This window comes from Dialister sp. UBA1703 (assembly GCA_002320515.1).
Classification (GTDB): domain Bacteria; phylum Bacillota; class Negativicutes; order Veillonellales; family Dialisteraceae; genus Dialister.
In genome coordinates this window covers 1-21,807 of the sequence record DCJJ01000164.1, presented here as the reverse complement: position 1 = coordinate 21,807, position 21,807 = coordinate 1, and the positions used below count along the sequence as shown (strand labels likewise).

Annotated in this window: 16 protein-coding genes; 15 read left to right on the top strand and 1 reads right to left on the bottom strand. The window is 49.2% G+C overall.

Annotation, left to right across the window (positions count from 1 at the left end):
* The first annotated feature begins 35 nt into the window (after nucleotides 1–35).
* The 14 genes from B2Y11_RS07705 (at nucleotide 36) to B2Y11_RS07640 (ending at nucleotide 19,881) form a co-directional block, all read left to right on the top strand.
* A complete protein-coding gene (locus B2Y11_RS07705; RefSeq protein WP_291057880.1) occupies nucleotides 36–863 on the top strand; it encodes a substrate-binding periplasmic protein in 828 nt (275 codons plus the stop codon).
* Nucleotides 864–971: 108 nt separating this feature from the next.
* On the top strand, nucleotides 972–1,208 hold the full coding sequence (locus B2Y11_RS07700; RefSeq protein WP_291057879.1) for a hypothetical protein: 237 nt from the start codon (nucleotides 972–974) through the stop codon (nucleotides 1,206–1,208).
* 425 nt (nucleotides 1,209–1,633) lie between these two features.
* Nucleotides 1,634–2,377 (top strand): Fe-S cluster assembly ATPase SufC, encoded by a 744-nt coding sequence (gene sufC, locus B2Y11_RS07695; RefSeq protein WP_291057878.1) that lies wholly within the window; start codon nucleotides 1,634–1,636, stop codon nucleotides 2,375–2,377.
* 2 nt (nucleotides 2,378–2,379) lie between these two features.
* On the top strand, nucleotides 2,380–3,792 hold the full coding sequence (gene sufB, locus B2Y11_RS07690; RefSeq protein ID WP_291057877.1) for a Fe-S cluster assembly protein SufB: 1,413 nt from the start codon (nucleotides 2,380–2,382) through the stop codon (nucleotides 3,790–3,792).
* A 9-nt stretch (nucleotides 3,793–3,801) separates the two neighbouring features.
* Nucleotides 3,802–4,845: a SufB/SufD family protein gene (locus B2Y11_RS07685; RefSeq protein ID WP_291057876.1), complete on the top strand. Its 1,044-nt coding sequence runs from the start codon at nucleotides 3,802–3,804 to the stop codon at nucleotides 4,843–4,845.
* Complete coding sequence (locus B2Y11_RS07680) at nucleotides 4,842–6,074, top strand: SufS family cysteine desulfurase (protein ID WP_291057875.1); 1,233 nt, start codon at nucleotides 4,842–4,844, stop codon at nucleotides 6,072–6,074. Before B2Y11_RS07685 ends, B2Y11_RS07680 begins: the two co-directional genes overlap by 4 nt.
* Entirely contained in the window at nucleotides 6,074–6,508 is a 435-nt protein-coding gene (sufU, locus tag B2Y11_RS07675; RefSeq protein ID WP_291057874.1) for a Fe-S cluster assembly sulfur transfer protein SufU, read from the top strand. The genes B2Y11_RS07680 and sufU overlap by 1 nt, the downstream gene beginning before the upstream one ends.
* 658 nt (nucleotides 6,509–7,166) lie before the next feature.
* On the top strand, nucleotides 7,167–9,179 hold the full coding sequence (locus B2Y11_RS07670) for a TonB-dependent receptor plug domain-containing protein (protein WP_291057873.1): 2,013 nt from the start codon (nucleotides 7,167–7,169) through the stop codon (nucleotides 9,177–9,179).
* Nucleotides 9,180–9,268: 89 nt separating this feature from the next.
* A complete protein-coding gene (locus B2Y11_RS07665) occupies nucleotides 9,269–11,179 on the top strand; it encodes a TonB-dependent receptor plug domain-containing protein (RefSeq protein ID WP_291057872.1) in 1,911 nt (636 codons plus the stop codon).
* 173 nt (nucleotides 11,180–11,352) lie between these two features.
* On the top strand, nucleotides 11,353–12,225 hold the full coding sequence (locus B2Y11_RS07660; protein ID WP_291057871.1) for an ABC transporter substrate-binding protein: 873 nt from the start codon (nucleotides 11,353–11,355) through the stop codon (nucleotides 12,223–12,225).
* 36 nt (nucleotides 12,226–12,261) lie between these two features.
* A complete protein-coding gene (cobN, locus tag B2Y11_RS07655) occupies nucleotides 12,262–15,972 on the top strand; it encodes a cobaltochelatase subunit CobN (protein WP_291057870.1) in 3,711 nt (1,236 codons plus the stop codon).
* Nucleotides 15,973–16,771: 799 nt separating this feature from the next.
* Nucleotides 16,772–17,722, top strand: a complete 951-nt coding sequence (ftsY, locus tag B2Y11_RS07650) for a signal recognition particle-docking protein FtsY (protein ID WP_414630739.1) — start codon at nucleotides 16,772–16,774, stop codon at nucleotides 17,720–17,722.
* Between the two features lie 14 nt (nucleotides 17,723–17,736).
* Entirely contained in the window at nucleotides 17,737–18,519 is a 783-nt protein-coding gene (locus tag B2Y11_RS07645; protein WP_291057868.1) for a M48 family metallopeptidase, read from the top strand.
* A 495-nt stretch (nucleotides 18,520–19,014) separates the two neighbouring features.
* Complete coding sequence (locus B2Y11_RS07640; protein ID WP_291057867.1) at nucleotides 19,015–19,881, top strand: LysR family transcriptional regulator; 867 nt, start codon at nucleotides 19,015–19,017, stop codon at nucleotides 19,879–19,881.
* Nucleotides 19,882–19,920: 39 nt separating this feature from the next.
* Here B2Y11_RS07640 and B2Y11_RS07635 read toward each other — a convergent pair whose 3' ends face one another.
* Nucleotides 19,921–20,322, bottom strand: a complete 402-nt coding sequence (locus B2Y11_RS07635; protein WP_291057866.1) for a hypothetical protein — start codon at nucleotides 20,320–20,322, stop codon at nucleotides 19,921–19,923.
* Between the two features lie 654 nt (nucleotides 20,323–20,976).
* Between B2Y11_RS07635 and B2Y11_RS07630 the strand changes: the two genes are divergently transcribed.
* Nucleotides 20,977–21,594: a hypothetical protein gene (locus B2Y11_RS07630; protein ID WP_291057865.1), complete on the top strand. Its 618-nt coding sequence runs from the start codon at nucleotides 20,977–20,979 to the stop codon at nucleotides 21,592–21,594.
* The last annotated feature ends 213 nt before the right edge of the window (nucleotides 21,595–21,807 follow it).

Here is a 21,807-nt window from a genome sequence, read left to right as displayed (position 1 = left end):
ACAACAGTTGATGGGATTTTTCGGGAGGTGTTTTTATGAACAGATGGATGAAAGCAGGGGCGGCTGTGCTGGTCCTGGGCGTTCTGGGTACCATGGCGGGATGCGGAGGAAAGCAGGCGGCTTCCTCGGCGCCTGCCAAACCGGCAGCGGCGTCTTCAGCAAAGAAGGAACTGAAGGTGGCCTGTGTGGCCACGTATCCGCCCTTTGTGTACAAGGACAAGGACGGAAAAATCGTAGGCTTTGATGTGGACATCACCGGCGCCGTGGCGAAGGAGCTGGGGGCCAAAGTGGTATACGAAAGCATGCCCTTCAATGAAATGGTGCCGACCCTCACCTCCAATAAGGCGGACATTGCGGTGGCAGCCGTAGATATGACCCAGGATAGGGCGGACAAGGTAGATTTCAGCAATATTTACTACAGCAAGGAAAATGTTTCCATCCTGGCCCGGAAAGAGGACAATGAAATCAGGGGACCGGAAGACCTGAAAGGGAAAAAGGTGGCTGTGGAAAAGGGCACGGTCTATGTTGGAACAGCGAAACAGTACGGCGCCGAAGTGAAGGAGTATGACTACCACGACCAGCTTATCAAGGCGGTGGAGGACAATGAAGCGGACGCCCTGATCCTGGATAAACCGGTGGCCCGCTTCTACCTGGCCCACGGCGCATCGGAGAAATTGAAGCCTGCCGGCATTATCAGCGGTTCCGGCGGATTTGTCATGATGGTGAGCAAGAAAGATGAAGGCCTCCGGGAAAAGGTGAATGAGGCCCTGGATAAGCTGATGAAGAACGGCGAATATGATAAGATTTACGATAAATGGTTTGCCGATGAAAACTTCAGCAAAGAGCCGGACGTCAAGTCCTGAGGGCCGGAAAAAAAGAATCGCTGTCTCATGGGGCAGGGCTTTCGGGCCATGGTATAATAATTGAAGAGGCATAGACCTCTTCATTTACAAAGAAAGAGGGATGATTTCATGAAGAAAAGCACCCTGATCATTTCCCTGGCTGCTGCTGGTCTGATTTCTCTTGGCGGCTACAGTGTATTTGCCGATAACAGTGACAGCAGCTGGAATGGCTGGTGCCCGGGCCCAAGGCAGACCGTGAGCCGGGACTCCCGTGACGGCAGCTGCGGCAGAGGCTACGGCTGCGGCGGATACCGGCAGAGCGACCGGGATGATTACTACTGCCCCGGACCGGGATATAGAAGGTAAGGAAAAAGAGCGGAAACTATCCGCTCTTTTTTCGTGCCTGTGACACGCTTCCCCCCGGGGTGGTAAGGGACCGCGCTTCTGTAACTTGACTTCCCTGCCTGCCAGGAGGAGTGGGACCACGTCAGTGGTGGAAGGGGTATGCCGCCGAATAGCGGCCTGTAAAAGCTGCGGCAAAGCTGCCGCCGTCACCCTATAAACCCTATATATAATATACTCATTTATCTTCCCTAAATCCGTATGGATAGGATTACATATTGAAAAAGTTAGATAGGATGTGGCCCTGCAGGGTGAAATGGCAGGAAGGATGCAGTTTCCGGGGCAGCCGTGTATTTACATATCGATATAAATAATATAAAATGGAATAAGATTTCAATTGTATACGTCTCATGACGCATGCAGGTTACAATATATTATGAGGTGATTAAATGAGTGAATTGCTTCGCGTGGAAAATCTCCACGTTTCCGTAGGCGGGAAAGAACTCCTCCACGGCATTAACCTCACCGTAAACAAGGGGGAAGTCCATGTTATTATGGGTGTTAACGGGGCAGGCAAGTCGACGCTGCTTCATGCCATCATGGGAAATCCTGTTTACAAGATAACTGAGGGTCATATTTATTTTGAAGGCCAGGAAATTACAGGCCTCTCTGTAGATAAAAGAGCAAAACTGGGAATCTTCCTTTCTTTCCAGAATCCTATTTCGGTGGCCGGCATTACCATGGAAAATTTCATCCGTACTGCCAAGACCACCATTTCCGGGAAACAGCAGCGCCTTTTCCCTTTCAAACGTCTGATGAAAGCAAGGATGGAAGACCTTTCCATGGATCCCTCCTATGCGGACCGTTACCTCAATGACGGTTTCTCCGGCGGCGAAAGAAAGAAGAGCGAAATCCTGCAGATGCGTATTCTGGATCCCAAGCTGGTCATGCTGGATGAAACTGACTCGGGCCTCGATGTGGACGCAGTGCGCATTGTTTCCAAAAATATTTCCGAATACCATAATGAGAATAATTCCCTTCTCATTATTACCCATCTGAATCAGATCCTGAAATTCATTACGCCGGAATTCGTTCATGTGCTCATTGATGGGCGCATTGTGAAAGAGGGCGGCCCGGAACTGGTGAATGAAATCGAGACCAACGGCTTTGATGCATACCGCAGTGAGGTGTAGTCATGGCTGAAGAAAAGAAAAAGAGCCAGGTAGAGGATATTAACCGCAGCATTTATGATGTGAAGGATAAGGTGGAATATTCCTACAAGGCAGACAAGGGGCTTACGGAAGATGTAATCCGTGAGATTTCCAGAGAAAAGGATGAACCGGAATGGATGCTGGAAAAGCGTCTCAAGGCCCTTGCAATTTACAACAAGCTGGACGTACCGCCCTGGGCACCGGACATTTCGGAACTGGACATGGAGCACATTGATACCTACGTCCGCCCGAAAACAGATATGAAAGCCCGCTGGGAAGACCTGCCGGAAAACATCAGGGAAACCTTTGACCGGCTGGGAATTCCGGAAGCGGAAAAGAAATCGCTGGCCGGTGTAGGCGCCCAGTATGACTCCGAAGTGGTATACCACAATATCCAGAAAGAACTGGAGGAACAGGGAGTCATTTATGTTGACTTTGAAACGGCAGTCAAGAAATATCCGGAACTGATCAAATCCTATTTCGGAAAGCTCATTACGCCGAACTACCATAAGTTTGCAGCCCTTCACTATGCCGTATGGTCCGGCGGCTCCTTCGTGTATGTGCCCAAAGGGGTTCATGTGAAGATGCCGTTGCAGAGCTACTTCCGCCTTAATGCGCCGGGAGCAGGCCAGTTTGAACATACCCTGATTATTGTGGAAGAAGGAGCCACCTGCCACTTCATCGAAGGCTGCTCGGCTCCCCGTTACAATGTGGCCAATCTCCATGCCGGAGCGGTAGAACTTTTCATAAAGAAAGGGGCCACCCTTCGGTACTCTACCATTGAGAACTGGTCCAAGAATATGTACAACCTGAATACCAAGAAATCACTGGTGGAAGAGGACGGCCATATGATCTGGGTATCCGGCTCCTTCGGATCCCATACCTCCTGCCTCTATCCGGATACGGTGCTCAAGGGAGACCGTTCCACCTGTGAATTTACAGGCATCACCTTTGCCGGCAAGGGACAGTTCCTGGATACCGGCTCCAAAGTGGAAGCTCTTGGGAAAGATGTGTCCATGACCGTCAACTCCAAATCCATTTCCAAAGCCGGCGGCACCGCCATTTACCGCGGCGTAGTCTATATCGGACCTAATGCCAAAGGGACAAAGGGCTCCATCAGCTGCGAGTCCCTCATGCTGGACAATGAGTCCCGCTCCGATACCATTCCGGATATTATCATTGAAAACGATGACATCGACCTGGGGCACGAAGCAAAAATCGGACGCATTCCGGACGAAGATATTTACTACCTCATGAGCCGGGGCCTTACGGAAGAAGATGCAAAGGCCATGCTGGTCAGAGGCTTTGCAGAACCGATTTCCAAGGCCCTGCCTCTGGAATATGCAGTAGAAATGAACCGCCTCATCGATCTTGAATTCGAAGGGGCCATAGGCTAAGGAGGCATTATGGAAGAAATCAGAATCAACCGGCTGCCTCTTCTTACATACCGTTATCTCCATACAAACGATACCCCTGTGAAATTTGAAGCGCCGAAGGCAGGGAACAGGCCCGCCTTTTCCGATGAAACCTTCGTGAAAGAAGGCGGCGTCCTCCCAGCCGATTTCAAAGGGGCTTCTGAAGAAACGGTGAAAGCTCTCAAGCAGGGCAGTCATTATACCATTACCATCCCCCGCGGCACAGAGGCGGAACTGACCATCACCCTTACCGGCGGCAGGGAAGCAGATGCGGCAGGCGCTTTCCTCTTCCATCTGGAAGAAGAAGCGTCCCTTAACCTGGTCTGGATTCTCAAGGGGGACACAGAAAAGGGCACCTGCCTGGCAGGGGCCTACTATGACCTCTCAAAAAATGCCCGCCTCAAGGTATCCCGCCTGGAAAGCGGCCTTGCAGGGGTGGCGGTTTTCGACCAGCGCCACAGCGTGCTGGCCGAAGGCGCCCGGGCGGACTTCTCCGCTGCCGAACTGGGCGGCGAAAATATTTACGTCCACAGCTACGGCCTTTTGAAAGGCGACCATTCCGCCATCGCCGAAAAAGCGGTGTATGCCGGGACAAAGAAGCAGCACCTGGATTTCTTCTACCACATTGACCATGTGGGGAAGAAGACTCATGCGGAAATCGATGTGAAAGGCGCACTGGATGATGAATCGAAGAAAATCTTCCGGGGCACCCTGAATTTCAAAAAAGGCTGCAGCGGCTCTGTGGGAGACGAGGGTGACTATGCCATCCAGCTTTCCCCGAAGACAAAAAATATTTCCCTGCCCCTGCTCCTCTGCACCGAAGATGATGTGCAGGGAAACCATGCGTCCAGTGCAGGACAGCTGGATGCCAATACCATTTATTTCCTCATGAGCCGGGGATTTTCCCTGGAAGAAGCCAGGAGGATTGTCATTGAAGCCCTCATCCGGCCTATTATCGACGACATGGACGAATCGGTGAGAGATGAAATTATTACAGAACTCAGGCAGAAACTGGATTCGAAGGAGATAGAATGAACAGCGAATTAATCAGAAAAGATTTCCCTATTCTGGAGACCAAAGTCAACGGTCACCGGATTGTTTATTTCGATAACGCCGCCACCACCCAGAGACCGCTCCCGGTGGTGAATGCAGTCATGGACTACGTGACCCATGATAACGGCAACCCCCACAGAGGGGCCCACATCTTTGCCATTTCCGCATCCGAAGCCTACGACACGTCTAAGGAAGTGGTACGGAAATTCATCAATGCAAAAAGCACCGGTGAAATCATCTATACCAGAAACACCACCGAATCCCTGAACCTGGTGGCCCGCTCCTACGGCGAAACCCATCTTCACAAGGGAGACCACATCCTTATTACCATTGCGGAACACCATTCCAACCTGGTCACCTGGCAGAGAGTGGCACAGAAGACCGGCGCCGTACTGGACTACATTTATGTGGATAAGGAAACCGGTCATTTCCCGGAAGAAGAACTGAAGAAAATCGATGACCCCCGGGTGAAACTCTTCGCCTTTGCGGAAGTATCCAATGTACTGGGCATCGATTTCGACCCCAAACCCCTCATTCAGCGGGCCCATGCCCACGGCGCCATCGTCGTTCTTGACGGCGCCCAGTCCACCCCTCACAAGAAGGTAGACGTACAGGATCTGGACTGCGACTTCTTCGCCTTCTCCGGTCATAAAATGTGCTCCATGGGCGGCATCGGCGTTCTTTACGGCAAAGAAGAACTGCTGAATGACATGGAACCCTTCATGATGGGCGGCGACATGATCGACCAGGTGCAGGAACAGGAAACCACCTACGCAGAACTTCCCGCTAAATTTGAAGCAGGCACCCAGTACGTAGAAGGGGCTGTCAGCCTGGTGGCAGCCATCAAGTACGTAGAAGCTATCGGCTATGACGAAATCCGGGCCCAGGAACGGCGCCTTGTCACCCGCTGCCTGGAAGGCATGAAGAAACTGCCCTTCATCCATATCATCGGACCAGCAAATCCCGAAGAAAAAGAAGGCCTCGTAGCTTTCGAAGTGGAAGGCGTCCATCCTCATGACGTAGCCCAGATCCTTTCTGCCAAAGGCATCTGCATCCGCACCGGCCACCACTGCGCCGAACCCCTCCACCGCTACCTGGGCATCAACGCCACCTGCCGTGCCTCCTTCTACTTCTACAACACAGAAGAAGAAGTGGACTATTTCCTGAAAGAACTGAAGGACGTCCGGAAAGTCATGGGGTATGACGACTGATGGAATTAAAACAGCTTTACACCGACCTTATCCTGGAATACAACAAGGACAGGACCAATAAACGCAAAATCGAAAACCCCAATGTCCACGAACATGGACATAACCCCAGCTGCGGCGACGACATCGATATCGAAGCCAAAGTAGAAAAGGGCATTATCAAAGACTTGGCCTACACCGGCACTGGCTGTGCTATCAGCCAGGCCTCCACCGCCATGATGGCCGAACTCCTCCAGGGAAGAACCGTGGAAGAAGGCCTCCGCCTCTGCCGCCTCTTCCTGGACATGATCCGCGGCAAAGTCACCGACGACTCCCAGCTGGAAGAACTGGAAGCCGCCATCACCCTGAAAGACATCTCCCAGATGCCCGTCCGCGTCAAATGTGCCACCCTGGGCTGGCATACCCTGGAAATGGCACTGGAAAAAGTGGAAAAGTAGCTCAAAAACAGCTGATACAGCCAAATCAAAAGCATGGAACCCCTAGGGAGCCATGCTTTTTTATTTAGCTGATTGACCTTTCCTGTCGAACCGCAATCCCAGCCCCAAGCTCGCTGGCATTCTGCAGCTTTGTCATTTCCTGCGGAGCTGAGAAATCTCCTGCCGAAAAGCACAGCAGCGTAAATGACTGGACTGTTTCGTGGTCGCATAGGTTAAGCCTCCTTCCTCAGGAAGGAGGTGCCGCCGCAGGCGGTGGAGGATAGGTCCGAAACCATAGAGCCGCTGCCCTGCCTTCCACCGTCAGAATCCTGAGCGCATCGAAGAATATCGGTAAGAATAGCCTGTGCCCGGAAGGATGATAAATACAGATCAGCGGGGCAGCGGACAGCTCTTGTGTCCCAATGCCTGCCATGCCGCAGGTACCAGCCAGTCCATGCAGTTACTCATAGGTATAAAAGAACACAAAAGATGATACATTGGAATTTGACAATAAAGGGAAAGGAGAGGATAATGAATAAAGACTAAAAAATAATTACAATAAAAAGAAAATAGATTAGTCTATTAAATATATTATTATGGGGAATATGAGAACTGAGGCGCTCTGCGCTTTTTTTCAGTTCTCTTTTTTTATGCTTTATTAGACAAGGAGAGGAAATGTATGAATGAGAAAATCAGGTATCTTACTCTTGGGATGATTCTGGCTTGTACCGGCTGGACCGGCGCTTCGGCAGAGCAGGTGTATGAACTGAATCCCATTACCGTAACGGCACAGCGGATAAAAACAACGGATCTGAAGACTCCATCGGCAGTAGATGTATTGACTGCCGAAGATATACAGAAGACAGGGGCAACCAGTGTACAGGAAGCACTGAAATTTTCTACCGGTATTATCATGCACGCCCAGGGACCAAGAAATATTTCCCAGGGAACCATGACAAATAAAGTGGTTATCAGAGGCAATGAAAAGGGGACACTGGTATTGGTGGACGGTGTACCCATTAACCAGGAGGGCCGGTATAATCTGGAAGATATACCGGTGGATGCCATTGAAAAGATAGAAATTGTCCGTGGCGGCGGTGCAGTCCTGTATGGGTCGGAAGCTTCCGGCGGCGTTATCAATATTATCACCAAGGGCACGCGGAAAAACAGTGTTAAAGCAGGTATAGGCAATTATGGCATCCAGAATTATTCGGCCAGTGCACAGGCTGGTAAGTTTGGCATTACATACAGCTATGACCACACAGGAAAGATTGATCGGATTTCCAAACCAACCATCCCGTCGGGCAAGCAGAGAGGCTCTTCTCCCGATGGAGGCATGTATTACAACATTATTCGCGGAGAACACAGTAATGTAAACTGGCGGTACAACTTTAATGACGAACTTTATTTTACCCATACCTATGGACAAAACAGCGATCATTACCGCTATAAGTATGATGGCCATGCCTATAAGCCCAATAAAGATGCCACCTTTAAGGATGCGATTCACAGTTCAAAGGAAAACCTGGCACAGCTCCACTATGACCATGGAGATTTGAAGGCTAGTATTTTCTATAATAATCGGGATCAGAAAACAGAGGACTGGATTGCAGATCAGAATGTCACTATAAAAAAGGGAAAGCCCAGCTATACGAATGCAGCTGCATTTGATTCCAGCAAGAGAAATTACGATTATACGAAATACCGCAATCAAACCATGGGACTGGATGTATCCAACCGCTGGCATTTCAATAAAGGTTCCTTCATGATTGGCTATAATTTCCAAAGAGATTTGGAAAGCAAAACCACTTCTCCTATTTATGTAGGCGGCTATAGGACCAAAGAAGGGGCTCATCACCATTACCAGAGAAATATGCATTCCATTTTTGGGCAGCTGGCATATAACATTACGGAGAAGGATGAAGCTGATTTCAATTTCCGTGAAACCTGGACAGAAGATGATTCTGCGGGAAATGGGTATGATAAGTTTACGCCGGAAGTGACATGGACACACAGCTTTAATGAAGAAACTTCCCTCTATGCCAAAGCGGGAAAATCTTTCATGATGCCGACCTTTACCCAGCTTTATGGCGGCGGCAATATCGTGGGTGTGCCTGACTTAAAACCGGAAACGGGAAATCATTATGAAGTGGGATTCAAGAAAAATATTGGTAATTCCACCTGGCGGTTTGATGTCTTCCACTACAAGATTAAGAATCATATTGATGCCGATTCTTCCAAATGGCCCACAGTGACCTATGGAAATACGGATATTCGTAATACCGGCGTGGAACTGGAATGGAGCCGCAGACAGAATGACCGGTTATCGTATCATATGGGAATAACCTATGGTCATCCGGAAAAAAGACAGTCCGCTAAGAACAATAATGAATGGCATGATTACTATGGCCGCATTGAGTTTAACGGCGGCTTCGACTATACAAGCGGCAAACTGACAACGGCATTTAATATGAATGTCCTTGGGGACCGCACTAGAGATAGTGAACCTTATGAACATTTTAAAGACCAGTGCTTCACCGACCTGAACTTCTCCTATCAGGCCAACAAGGATGCCCGGTTCTTCCTGAATATTGATAACCTTTTCAACCGTCATGATATTGTATCCAGCTCCAGCTCTTCCTTCTATAATCTGGGACGAAACTTTATGGCTGGCATTGAATATACATTCTAATTTCATCTATTCTGGAAAGGCACCGGCCTTATCGCTAGAGCCGAGAGCGGTGCCTTTCACTTTTATTTTCTGAGAGAAGGTCGAATCTTATGAATAATAAAATGAAAGTTTTAATGGCTTCATCAGCTTTAACATTGGCAGGAACATGGGGAGCCGCTGCCTGGGCGCAGGGGGAAGTGTATACATTGAATCCGGTAGTGGTGACGGCGCAGAGAGTGGAAAAGAAAGATCTGGATACACCGGCCAATGTAGAAGTGGTAACTGCTAAAGATATTGAGGAAAAAGGATACAAGAATGCATTTGATGCTATTCAATCCCAGCTGGGCGTAGAGAGTACGGGATATGGCGACGCCGGTCAGGACTTCGGGCTAAGCTCCGGACGCACGGTGGTACGTGGTTTTGACCGGGGAACGCTGGTTATGGTGAATGGAATCCCCATGAATCTCACCGGGTATAATTCTTTAAAAGGAATTCCTGAGGAGATGATTGAGAAGGTAGAAGTAGTCAAAGGTGCTGCCGGAACCCTGTATGGCGCTGAGGCGATGGGAGGGCTGGTGAATATTATTACAAAGACTCCGGAAGAGGGGAAAGAGCATGTGACTGTGAAAGGAACAGCAGGCAATTATTATAATGATTACGGCATTATGTATATAGGACCACGCATGATTGTTGATTTAAAACGTTCCTTTGACGATCGCCGTACCCATAGCAATGATTATGGGGCTGGCTCTGATACAGACTGGTGGGTTGGGAAGAGCCAGTCCAATCAGGCGGCCATTGCTGCGAAATTAACGGATGATATTGGCTTTAATATGATGTATCAGGAAGGTGATATCACCAGAGGCGGTCATAAATATGGAAAGACAGCCAAACTATCCAAAGATTATAATTATGTGTATGACGACAAAAGAATGACTGCTGGTTTTAATTATGCAGGAAAAGATAATGGCGTGAAGGCTGTCCTTGGGTATAATTATCGTTCTGTCAGGGGAACAGATCGTCTCAAAAATGAGAGAGTCGATTCTTCAGCCAATCTGTCCAGCTATATTGGTGATATCCAGAAAACATGGGAGTTTGGGGAAGACAGTCTGACTGCCGGATATACATTTAAAAGGGAAAACTATGAAAATGTAGTGAGGGATAATCAGAATGTGCACCGAATGAACCACGCTTTGTATTTGTCCTATACAGATGTATTTTCTCCTAAATTCAGCGCCACCATTGGCTTAAGAGGGGAGCGTATTCTGGATCCATTTAAAAATCAGAATGTATTTACGCCGCAGATACAGACCCTGTATAAAATCAATGATTCCACTTCATGGTATATTGACGTGGGCAGAGGATTCCAGATGCCTTCATTCAGTTCCATTTTTTACAGAAAGCCTGGTTCCAAAGGGCTGAATCCCCAAAATCTTAAACCGGAAAAAGGGTGGACTTATGAAACAGGGATAAAGAAAGAGTTTAATGATAATCAGAGCTTCAAAGTTTCCATCTATTACATGGATTTCAAGAATAAATTTGGATGGAGTAATGTTGATCCTCAATCAGGACTGCAGTATGCGGAAAATAAGGGAAATTTCAGAAATACAGGGGTAGAATTTGCCTATGAGCGGAAGCTGAATTCTCACTGGAACTATGCATTGGGATTTGGATTCAGCAATCCGGAAATCAAGGATGTGAGTCAGAAGAATGCCCATTGGATCCAGGATTCTTCCAGAATTGACGGAGTCATGAGTCTGACATACCGTTCTGACAAGGTACGGAGCACGTTATCCTGGAAATATCTTGGCGATAGAGAAGATTATACATCCCGTCCGTCCAAAGATAAACAGATTCCCAGTCTTTCCCGAGTCACATGGAATACTATCTACGATGTGACGAAGAATGATTCTGTCACGGTTACACTGAATAATCTTTTTGACCATAAGAACTATTCCAATAGATATGGTAATTTGGATCTGCCCTATAACTGGAGAATTTCATATTCCCATAAATTCTAATGAGAACGGGCTGCCAAAAAGGCAGTTTTGTAGTCCGTTTTTTTGAATAGAATCGTTATGAGTCAGGCTGTGCAGGGGGAGATTTTTTGAAGCGGTTCTTATTTTGGCTCTTTTCTTTTCTTTTTTGTTCCATTCTCTGTTCCGGCTGTGGGAAAATACAGCCGGAAAGCCCAATGCGGCAGGTGGTGGATGATTCGGGGCAGTCTTTATCTCTCCCCAGCCATCCCTCCCGCATTGTGTCTCTTACCTATGGCACCGATGAGATTCTGCTGGGCCTGGTGGACACGTCCCGGGTGGCGGCCCTTTCCCGGTATGCTGGGAATCCGGATATTTCCTTTGTGACGAAGGAGGAGGCTGAGGCCGTGGGGAGGAAGGTGGACATGAATGCAGAGTCCATTATGGCCCTGAAACCGGACCTGGTTATTGCCTCCACAGCGGTGTCTCCTCAGCTGGTCAGTCTTCTACGGCAGTCCGGCATTCCGGTGTATGTATCCCTGGTGGCAGTAAGCTGGGATGAAATGGAAGAAAAGGTCAGAGGAGTGGCCAGGGCAGTGAACGAGGAAGCCGGCGGTGAAGCCATGGTACAGGATATGGAAAATAAAAAAGCGAAGCTGGAGGAAAAACTTTCCGCCATAGGTCCTTCGGATGAGCGGTGTGCCCTGGGACTTTCTTTCAGGGGAATCTTGGGAAAGAAGGGCACTCTTTTCAGCGAGGTGCTGGCCATGGCCCACGTGAAGGATGGTGCGGCCCGGTATGATGTACCGAAGGGGAGCAATGCCTATCTTTCTATGGAAATCCTGCCGGAAATCGATCCCGACGTGATCCTTATGCCCGTATGGAAGGTGAAAACCGGGGACGATGAGACAGCCTTTGTCAGAAAAATCATGGAAAATCCGGCTTACCGGGATGTGAAGGCAGTAAGGAATGGAAGACTTGTCCCTTTCCCGGAAAAGTACAAGTATGTCATGAGCCAGCATATAACTGATGCCATAGAGGCCAGTGCCCGGGCGGTGTATCCGGAGCTATTTGACAAGGATTCCCACTGATGGCAGGCGTCTGATTTCATATAAGGGAGAAGCTGAATGGCAGTGAAACTGATCTATTTGACAAATGTGGACCGCCGGTTTTTCATGATGAACCGGGCCATGGAGTCCCTGCAGAAGGAGGGCCGGCTTTCCGAAAGCTGCCGGACGCTGAAGGTGAAAGATAACAGCCGTTTTGCTTCCTATGCGCCTCTTCTTGAGGGAGCTTCCCTGGTGATGATCAAGTTCATGGGAAATACGATTCGCACGAAATTCTGGCAGCAGTGCCTTGCCTTTTTAGAGGGCCGTGGGATTCCCTATTACATGGATGCAGCCGGTTCGGCGGAAGAAGAATGCGGAAAATGGATAGGGAAAGAGGAAATAGAAGTCATCAAAAAGTACAGCTTTTACGGCGGACTGGAAAATTATAGAAATCTGTGGCTCTATGGCGCTTTCCTCTTTGAGACTTCCCCGGTAAAACCACCGGATCCCAGTCCCCTCTGCTGGGCAGGACTCTACCATTTTGGCATGAAGAACAGGTATATGACGGATCTTTCTTCCTATAGGGAGAGATTCTGCAAGATGGAAAGGCCTACCGCCGGCTTTCTTTTTTATCGGGATGAATGGATCTGGGGAGATACAAAATACCAGGATGCTTTCATTGAGGAGGCGGAGCGGCAGGGGCTTAATGTCATTCCTGTTTTCACTAACGGTCTTCCAGATACGAAACTGGGTATGCCATCCCTTGATGAAGTATTTCATCGGTATTTTATGAAAGATGGAAAGCCTGTGATTGACTGCCTGGTGAATGTAATGAAATTTTCATTCACCACATCCGGCTCCATATCCCGCGAGGTGCTCCATGAAATGGGAATTCCTGTGCTGCAGTGCTATTCCCTGCTTATGCCGGAGGAGGAGTGGAAAAAATCAACGGAAGGCATGAATGCCATGGAGGTCTCCATCAGTGTTTCCATGCCTGAATTTGACGGCATTATCCACGGGGTGCCCATAGCGGCCAAGCATGTGAAGAAAACAGGAGAGGTGGAATACCTGCCTTTGAAAGAACGGATAGCTGCCATGGCAGCAAAGGCCGGTGCCTGGGCCAGGCTTCACAGGAAGAGAAATGAAGACAAGAAAATTGCCATTATTTTTCACAACTATCCGCCTAAGAATTCCAATATCGGTAGTGCCTTCGGCCTTGACAGCATAGAAAGCGTGCGCCGTCTTCTGGAAAAGATGAAAGCGGCGGGGTACAGGATAGATTATGTCCCGGAAACAGGCAGCAAGCTCGTTCAGCTCATCACCAGCCAGGCCACCAATGATTTGTCCATGATGACGGAAGCGGAAGAGAAGGCCTGTCATAAAGTGACAGAAAAACAGTACAGAGACTTTTTTCAGACCTTTCCTGCAGATGTGAGGGCCCAGATGGAGAAAGACTGGGGCAGCCCTCCCGGCAGTGTCATGGTGGATGGGGAAGGCAGCATTCTGGTTCCCGGTGTCATGGATGGACATGTTTTCATCACGGTCCAGGCACCCCGGGGCTACGGTTTTGATGCAGCCAAAATCTATCATGATCCTTTTATCGCTCCTACCCATCAGTACCTGGCCTATTACCTGTGGATACGGGATATCTGGAAGGCAGATGCCGTCATTCATGTTGGAACCCATGGAAATCTGGAATGGCTGCCGGGCAAGGGCGCGGGACTTGACCTGAGCAGTTATCCGGATCTGGCACTGGGCTCTCTTCCCAATGTGTATCCTTACCATATGACTATCACAGGCGAAGGAATACAGGCCAAAAGACGTGGGAGTGCCTGCCTGGTAGACCATATGCCTGCACCTATGGCAGATGCAGGCACCTATGACGAGCTCTCAGAGCTTGAGAAAAATATGGATGAATATGCCCATTTCCTTGCAGTGGAGCCGGAAACAGCATCCCGCATGATACAGGAAATACGCAGCCTGGCTGTGAAAGCGGAGCTGGATGGGGAAGTGCCCTATGATGAATCGAAGCCATTTTCTGAATATCTGACAAGGCTGCATCAGTACATAGAGGATATTAAAAACAGTGAATGCCATGTGGGCCTCCATATATTGGGAAAGATGCCAGAAGGAGAGATTCTCAGAAATGAAATTATCCAGCTCATGAGGCAGTCTGATGGTTCCTGCCCTGCCATTCTGGATGTGTTCGCAGGGAAATACGGATTCACAGTGAAAGAATTGATGGAAAACGCCCAGACCCTTCTTCCTGAGAAAAAGGCGGGCAGTGAAATGATGGCAGCAGTCAGAAAAGAAACGGAACAGTTTATCGACACTCTGATGGTTCATCATTTTAGTGAAGAAGGCATCAGAAAAGCCCTTTCAGCCAAGTCAGTACGGGAAGGGGATGCCTTGTGGCAGAAGCAGGTAGAAAAAACGGCCGGTTTTATCTGTCATGACCTGTACAAAAGGCTTTCCGGCACGATTCAGGAAATGGATCATACCCTGGAAGGAATAGAAGGGAAATATATTATGCCCGGGCCCTCAGGCTCACCTCATGCCGGTGGTGTATCCCTCCTTCCGGCAGGAATTAATTTCTATGGAATTGATCCCAGAAAGCTTCCTACCAAAGCGGCCTGGGCGGTAGGCAAAGAGCTGGGTGATGAGGTTATTGCCCGTTATATCAGGGAGGAAGGAAAGTACCCTGAAAATATAGGCATGGTTTTCTGGTCCGGTGCCAATATGCGAAGTCACGGGCAGTGTATAGCGGAATTTCTTTATCTCATGGGCATTCGTCCTATCTGGGAAAAAGGAAACCTTTATGTGAAGCGCCTGGAGCCGATTCCCCTTTCGGAGCTGAAAAGGCCCAGACTGGATGTGACAGGCAGAATCAGCGGCCTTTTCCGGGATACCATGCCGGCAGTGATTTCTCTTATGGACAAGGCAGTCCTCCTGGCTGCATCCCTTCCGGAGAAGGAGGAAGACAATTTTATACGTAAACATGTCCTTTCCGAAAGCAGTGCCATGGAAAGGAATGGAATGACGACAGAGGAAGCCTGGAGGGAAGCCTGCTATCGTATTTTTGGTGATGCGCCGGGAACCTATGGCGCCGGTGTGGGTGCCCTGCTGGAATCACGAAACTGGAACAATTTGGATGACCTTTCCCGCGTTTTTGTCAGATGGGGCGGCCATGCCTACGGCAGCAGTGCCAAAGGAGCTTACAAACCGGAGTTGTTTAAAGAACGACTGTCCCGCATGGATGTGACTCTGAAAAACGAGGATAACCATGAAACGAATATGATGAGCAGTGATGATTACAATGCCTATCATGGCGGCATGATAGCAGCCGTACGGAGCCTTTCGGGTAAATCTCCCCGTTCCTATGAAGGCGACAGTACGGAAAGGGGCAGCGTCAAGGTCCGCAGCGTGCAGGAGGAGGCTAAGCGGGTTTTTCGCATGGAAACGGTGAATCCCAAATTCATACAGGGGATGATGAAGCACGGATACAAAGGGGCGGCTGACCTGTCCAGCCGTGTGTCCATCAGCTTTCAGTGGGACGCTACCAGCAAGGTGATGGAAAACTGGATGTATGAAAAGCTGGCAGATGCTTATGCTCTGGATGCTAAAGTGCAGAACTGGATGAAAGAAGTGAACCCCTGGGCCCTGCAGCGCATTACGGAAACTCTTTTGGAAGCAGAAAAGCGGGGCCTCTGGCAGGCGGCGGATGAAACAAGGGACAAGCTGCAGTCTCTCTATCTGGATATAGAGGGGGAACTGGAAGACAAAGAATAAGGTTCCATAACCGGTATATAAAAAGGTGCCGGGAATCAAGGGGCACTTTTATATACGATGGGAATATTGCTGCTGCAACGAACTCCCCATTTCGGGGCGATCCGACTTGTGAGAATCAATGGGACAGCAGTCCGGAAATAGGAGCCGGGACGTTGTCTCCTCTATGGTTTGTTCCATGAATGGAACAGACCTATCCTCTTCAGCCTGTCGTTGCTTTCTTCCTAAAAATTGGTACATACAAAAAGCACCGCCCTGCCATGGGAGCGGTGCTTTTCTGCACTTATGAAATTCAAACCACTACGAAAAGCCTGAAAAAGGCGTGTGCGCAGACAGATTCCATGGCGAAACTGTCCGATCCATAGAAGGACGCTTTCTTCAGGCTTTCATATCGCACCTGCGATTGATTCCAATTTGAGTTCTCGGCCGGAAAGGATTTTGAAAACTCAGAACGCATCGAACGGGCTGGAGACCCGGAGCTCTTATGTATTCATCTATGCGAGATGGCTTGCAGCAGGATCGGGAACCGGGTATTTTTTTGTGGCCACTCCCCGGGCCTTTTCCATGCTCTCATCTGTTTTTTATTATACATGAGGGGAAGGAAAATGGGAATAGGAAAGGCCGAAATTACGTTTGCTGCTTTTGGAAGCATGAATAGGCAGGCTATGAGAATTAGAGATACATGAGAACTTAAGTGAATTTTTGAAACTGTCTGTGGTAAAATCCGGTTTCCTGGTCTCTATTTTACCTATTTCATCCTGATTCATGGTACAATAGAATATATTATTGCGTGTTCGGAGGAATGAATATGGGATTTTTTGACAAAATCAAAAAGGGCCTGACAAAGACCAAGCAGAGTCTGATAAAGAATATCGAAAGCGTAGTCATCGGCTATGCACAGATTGACGAAGATTTTCTGGAAGACTTGGAAATGGTGCTCCTTTCCGGTGATATCGGCGTCCGCACAACGGACTATCTCATGCGGCAGATTCGCCGGGGGGTTACGGAAGGAACCATTCACAATACGAAGGAAGTCATGCCTTTCATGGAGAAGACGGTGGAAGATCTCCTGAAGGATAGCACCGCCGATGAGGAATATACCCATCATCCGGAAGTCATTCTGGTGGTAGGAGTGAACGGGGTAGGCAAGACCACCACCATCGGCAAGCTGTCAGGCCGTCTCCACAAGGAAGGAAAGAAGGTGCTTCTGGCGGCGGCCGATACCTTCCGTGCCGCTGCATCGGAACAGCTTACCATCTGGGCTGAAAGAACGGGAGCAGACATTGTAAAGCATGCGGAAGGGGCGGATCCGGCGGCCGTAGCCTTTGACGCCGTGTCCGCGGCCAAGGCCAGAGGGGCGGACGTGGTGCTTATCGACACCGCCGGCCGTCTCCAGACGAAGGTGAACCTTATGGAAGAGCTGGGCAAAATCAGCCGGGTGGTGAAGAAAGTGATTCCTGATGCGCCGCACCAGACGCTGCTGGTGCTGGATGCCACCACCGGACAGAATGCCATCAGCCAGGCTAAGAATTTTGGGGAAATCGTGCCTCTTACCGGCGTGGTTCTCACCAAGCTGGACGGAACTGCCAAGGGCGGCGTGGTTCTTTCTGTCCATGAAGAACTTCATGTGCCTATCAAGTGGATTGGCCTGGGTGAAAGGGAAGATGATCTGGACCGGTTCCATCCGGAGGAATTTGCAAAAGCTCTCTTTGAAACAGACGATCATGTGCTGCAGGAAAGCACAAAGGTGTAATAGGATTTGTTGAAATGGCAGGGGTGCATATCCGGTGCATCCCTGTTTCTTTTTATGAAATCAGGGAGAATGATATGGGGAAACAGTCCGGGAAAAAAGTCATTAGAACAATGAAACCGGGAACAAGAAAATTTCCTTATCCTGTGACCATTACATTCACGTCTGGGATAAGGGCCATTTATCTTCGGATTTCCAGAACAGGAAAAGTTCTGGTATCTGCACCGGCGGTCATGCCTCTGAAAAAAGTGGAAGATTTCGTTTTTTCCAAAGATACCTGGATTAGAGAGAAACTGGCGCAGATGCCGGATATTCCTCACTATCGGTATGTGAGTGGAGAAAAACACTATTTTCTTGGCCATGAATATCCCATTGCCTATTATCAAAATACGGTGAGCTTCGTGACCGTCCATGAGGGCAGGCTCTGTATCGTGATAACGGCCCGAACGAAGGATTTTCCAGGAGCCTATAAGAAGCTCATGAAGGAAGAACTGCAAAAGGTGATAGAAAAATATATAAAAATCTGCGCGCCCCGCATGGGGGTGAATCCTTCCTCCTTCAATATCCGCATTCTCAAGAGCCGCTGGGGCAGCTGTAATGTAGCGACCGGAGAGCTTACGTTTGCCCTTGACCTTATCACCAAGCCGGAGGAATGTATCGAATCCGTGGTGGTGCACGAACTGAACCACCTGCTGGAAACAGGCCACACGCCCCGCTTCCACGCCCTCATGGCCCGCTGGCTTCCGGACTATAAGGAAAGAACAAAGAAGCTCTATGAGTATCCAAGGGAGTTTATCTAAAGATATGGGCTCAGAAAGTGCAGGCCGCACAGAGATAACTGCCAGCTGCTTCCTGCTGTCGTCTCTACGCCCCGCAATACCCTCCCTATTATTTATTAATATTTTTATCACTTACGATTCTTACTGAGATTCTTCGCCTGCGGCTCAGAATGACCGTGTTCGGCGGGGAGGTCAGCACGTAATCCCCCCCTTGCCTTTACCATTCATGGGGAGGGGCGTGACGCTTCCAAAAACTTGCCTCCCCCTGCTTGCAGGGGGAGGGGGACCGCGTGAGCGGTGAAAGGGGTCAGCCGCCAAAGGCGGCTGGTAACCATAAGAACCTTCGGCCGTGAAGCGGCTGTTACACTTTTCCGCCCCTCTGAACCCAAGCCGCCAAGCGTCCTTTTTTCTACTACTTCTCTTGACATAAATATGGTATAATCTAATAGAATAATTTTATACCAAAAGTTTTTTATACCAAGGTCATTGGTTTTTATATAGTTAAGGGGTAGTTCAATGAATAACACCGACTGGAAGATCCTGATTTATCTTCGTGAGGAGCGGAGTATCAATAAGGTGGCGAAGCGGCTTTTTATGACCCAGCCGTCTTTAACCTATCGCCTGAGCCAGATGGAGAAGGAAATCGGCTGTCCTTTATTTATCCGTACCAATAAGGGGGTCCATTTCACAGACGCAGGAAATCGTCTCTTCTCCTTTGCGGAAAAGGAACTGCAGCAGTACCAGGACATGAGGAATTACGTAACCCATGAGCCGAATTCCATTTCCGGGGTGCTTCGCATCGGTGCCAGCCAGTCCTTTGCCCAGTCCCATATGCCTGCCATTCTGAAAGGGTTTGTAGACCAGTACAGCGACATTGAAATTTCCCTTACCACCGACACCAGCGATGAACTGGTGAAGCTGGTAAAAAAAGAGGACATCCATCTGGCCATTGTCCGTGGGAACCAGGAATGGACGGATGCCGATATTCTTCTGGAAGATGCGCCGCTGTACCTGATTTCCGCCAAGAAAATCGACTACAGCACCCTGCCGGACCAGCCTTCCATCCGCTATCGCAGCGACCCTTCCCTGGATGAGCTCCGTACCCGGTGGTGGCGGCAGAATTTCACCGAATCCCCCCATTTCATGCTTACCGTATCAGACTGTCTGACCTGCGTGGAAATCGTGAACCAGGGGCTGGGACACTCTCTCATTCCTGCGGACCTTCTGCCGAAATGTGCGCCCCAGGTGAATCGGGAAATGGTGTACGACAAGCAGAAGCGGCCCCTTCTTCGTCCAAGCCACCTCATTTACAAGCAGCCTATGCTGGAATCTACGCCGGTGAGAATCTTCGTTGAGTACATCAGAAACTATTTCAAAGTATAATAAAAAGCCTGTGAAATCCAGTGATTTCACAGGCTTTTTTCATAACCTTACAAGAAATCCCAGTGCGCCGAAGAGCCAGGTGGAAATGCCAAGGAAAAGGGCGCAGGAAATTTTTTCCAGCTTGAAGCGGAGCGCAAAGCGGCGGTGACGGCGGGCGTCGCCCCAGACGGCATGGATGAGGCCGTGGTAATCCACATGCATCATGCGGGCCAGGGTGCAGTAGTTCAAGAGGAGATACATGGAGATAAGGGCCGGCCGGATTTCATCCATCATGAACCACACCATCCAGGGAAAGCAGAGATTATAGGCAAAGGCGATGTGGCCGCCGAGGAAATAGGTCATTTTCTGCTCAAAAGTTTCAGTCAGGTCTGTTTTATAGGCAAATACAAGGTAAGCATTGACGGCGCATAAAAAAAGGCACCAGAAAAATAGGAACGGCATACAGATTCCCTCCGGAGTATTGTTATTGTTCTTTTATGTTTTGATTATAACATTCTATGATTTTCTTTCCCATATCCTGAAATATGGAGGCAGTACAAGAAAATTGCGGAGTCTCGAGCACCGCCTATGACCGCCGAGGAGATGGAAGGACGGCAGAGGAAACAGGGGTGCCTCCGGCGCAGGAAGCGTTATTTTATAAAAATCAGTATAAAAGAAAAATAAATTCTAGAATTATTTTGATATAGAAAATATATTATAGAGAAGAATACTCTTTTTATAACTGGTAGAGGCAAAGGAAAGTGATAGAATGGGGCTAGATACAGTGGGCTGATGTACTGGTGTACTAGTGTACTAGTGAGCTGGTGGGACAGTGAGACAGCGGGACAGTGAGACATATCCGCTGTCCGCTTACCGCTATATGCTTCCCGCCGACCGGCATTTACCGGCCAATGAGTCACTATCGGCAGGCACCAAGATTCTTCGCTTTCACTCAGAATAACTGTGTCAGGCGGCAGGGGCGCAGCGAGCCGGAAGGGGTTAGCCGCCGAAGGCGGTTTACAAAACTCATTGCCCGAAGGGCAATCCACAACATTCCCTTTTGAACCCCGTGAACCCTTATAACCCGGCGCCCGCAGGGCGCCAAAGGAGGCTTTTATGAAAAAACTTATGACTTTCATTCTGGTACTTTTCTTTTCCCTCTCTGCAGCTCTCCTGTCGGAGGCGTCAGACACCCGGGAGATGAACCGGAAGATGGGGTATTTCGATAATACCCGCACCGTGCTTCTTCTGTCTCCCCGAGTCAGCGGAAACGGCGGGGAAGCGGCTTCTTATGTGAAGGGGGAGATGAAGCAGATTTTCCGCTATCCCTATTACAGAACCCTGGATACCACAGGCTATGAGGGTGCTTTGACTCCTGCCGACCTTCCCCGGCTGGCCGATGAGTCGGGAGCAGATATTGTGGTACTGCCGGTGATTCAGTGGCAGCAGTGGATTTTCCATCGTTTCCTCTTTGATGATGGTGATGACATTATCCAGACAAGGGCTGTTGTGGATATTTACAGCCATAAGAAAACGGACGGGGCTGTGCGGGATGACCGGGGTACCTACTTTGCCACGGAAGATGAAGGCACTGTAAGAAACGTGTACATCCTTGATGACATTATGAAGAAGGTGTACAAAACTTTTCCCTATCGCCGGGTACCGACCGACGTGTCCAAAAGCCTTACGGGAGAAACGGAAGATAAGACGCCAAAGGCTGTGATGAAGGGCTGAGGGTCGGTGGAGCAGCTGTCGGCTAACCGCTGTCAGCTATCCGCTTCGTCATGCAGCACTGGTGGCAAAAGAGTAAAGCACGTAACGTAAGGGGGTGTGAGAAAATGATTTACATTTTTTTCACAGCCCTTTTTGTATGCAAAAATTTTCACGTAAATTGGCCAAATGACAGTCTGCATCTTGCCCCTACGTCATTTCGAGCGATGCTGCATG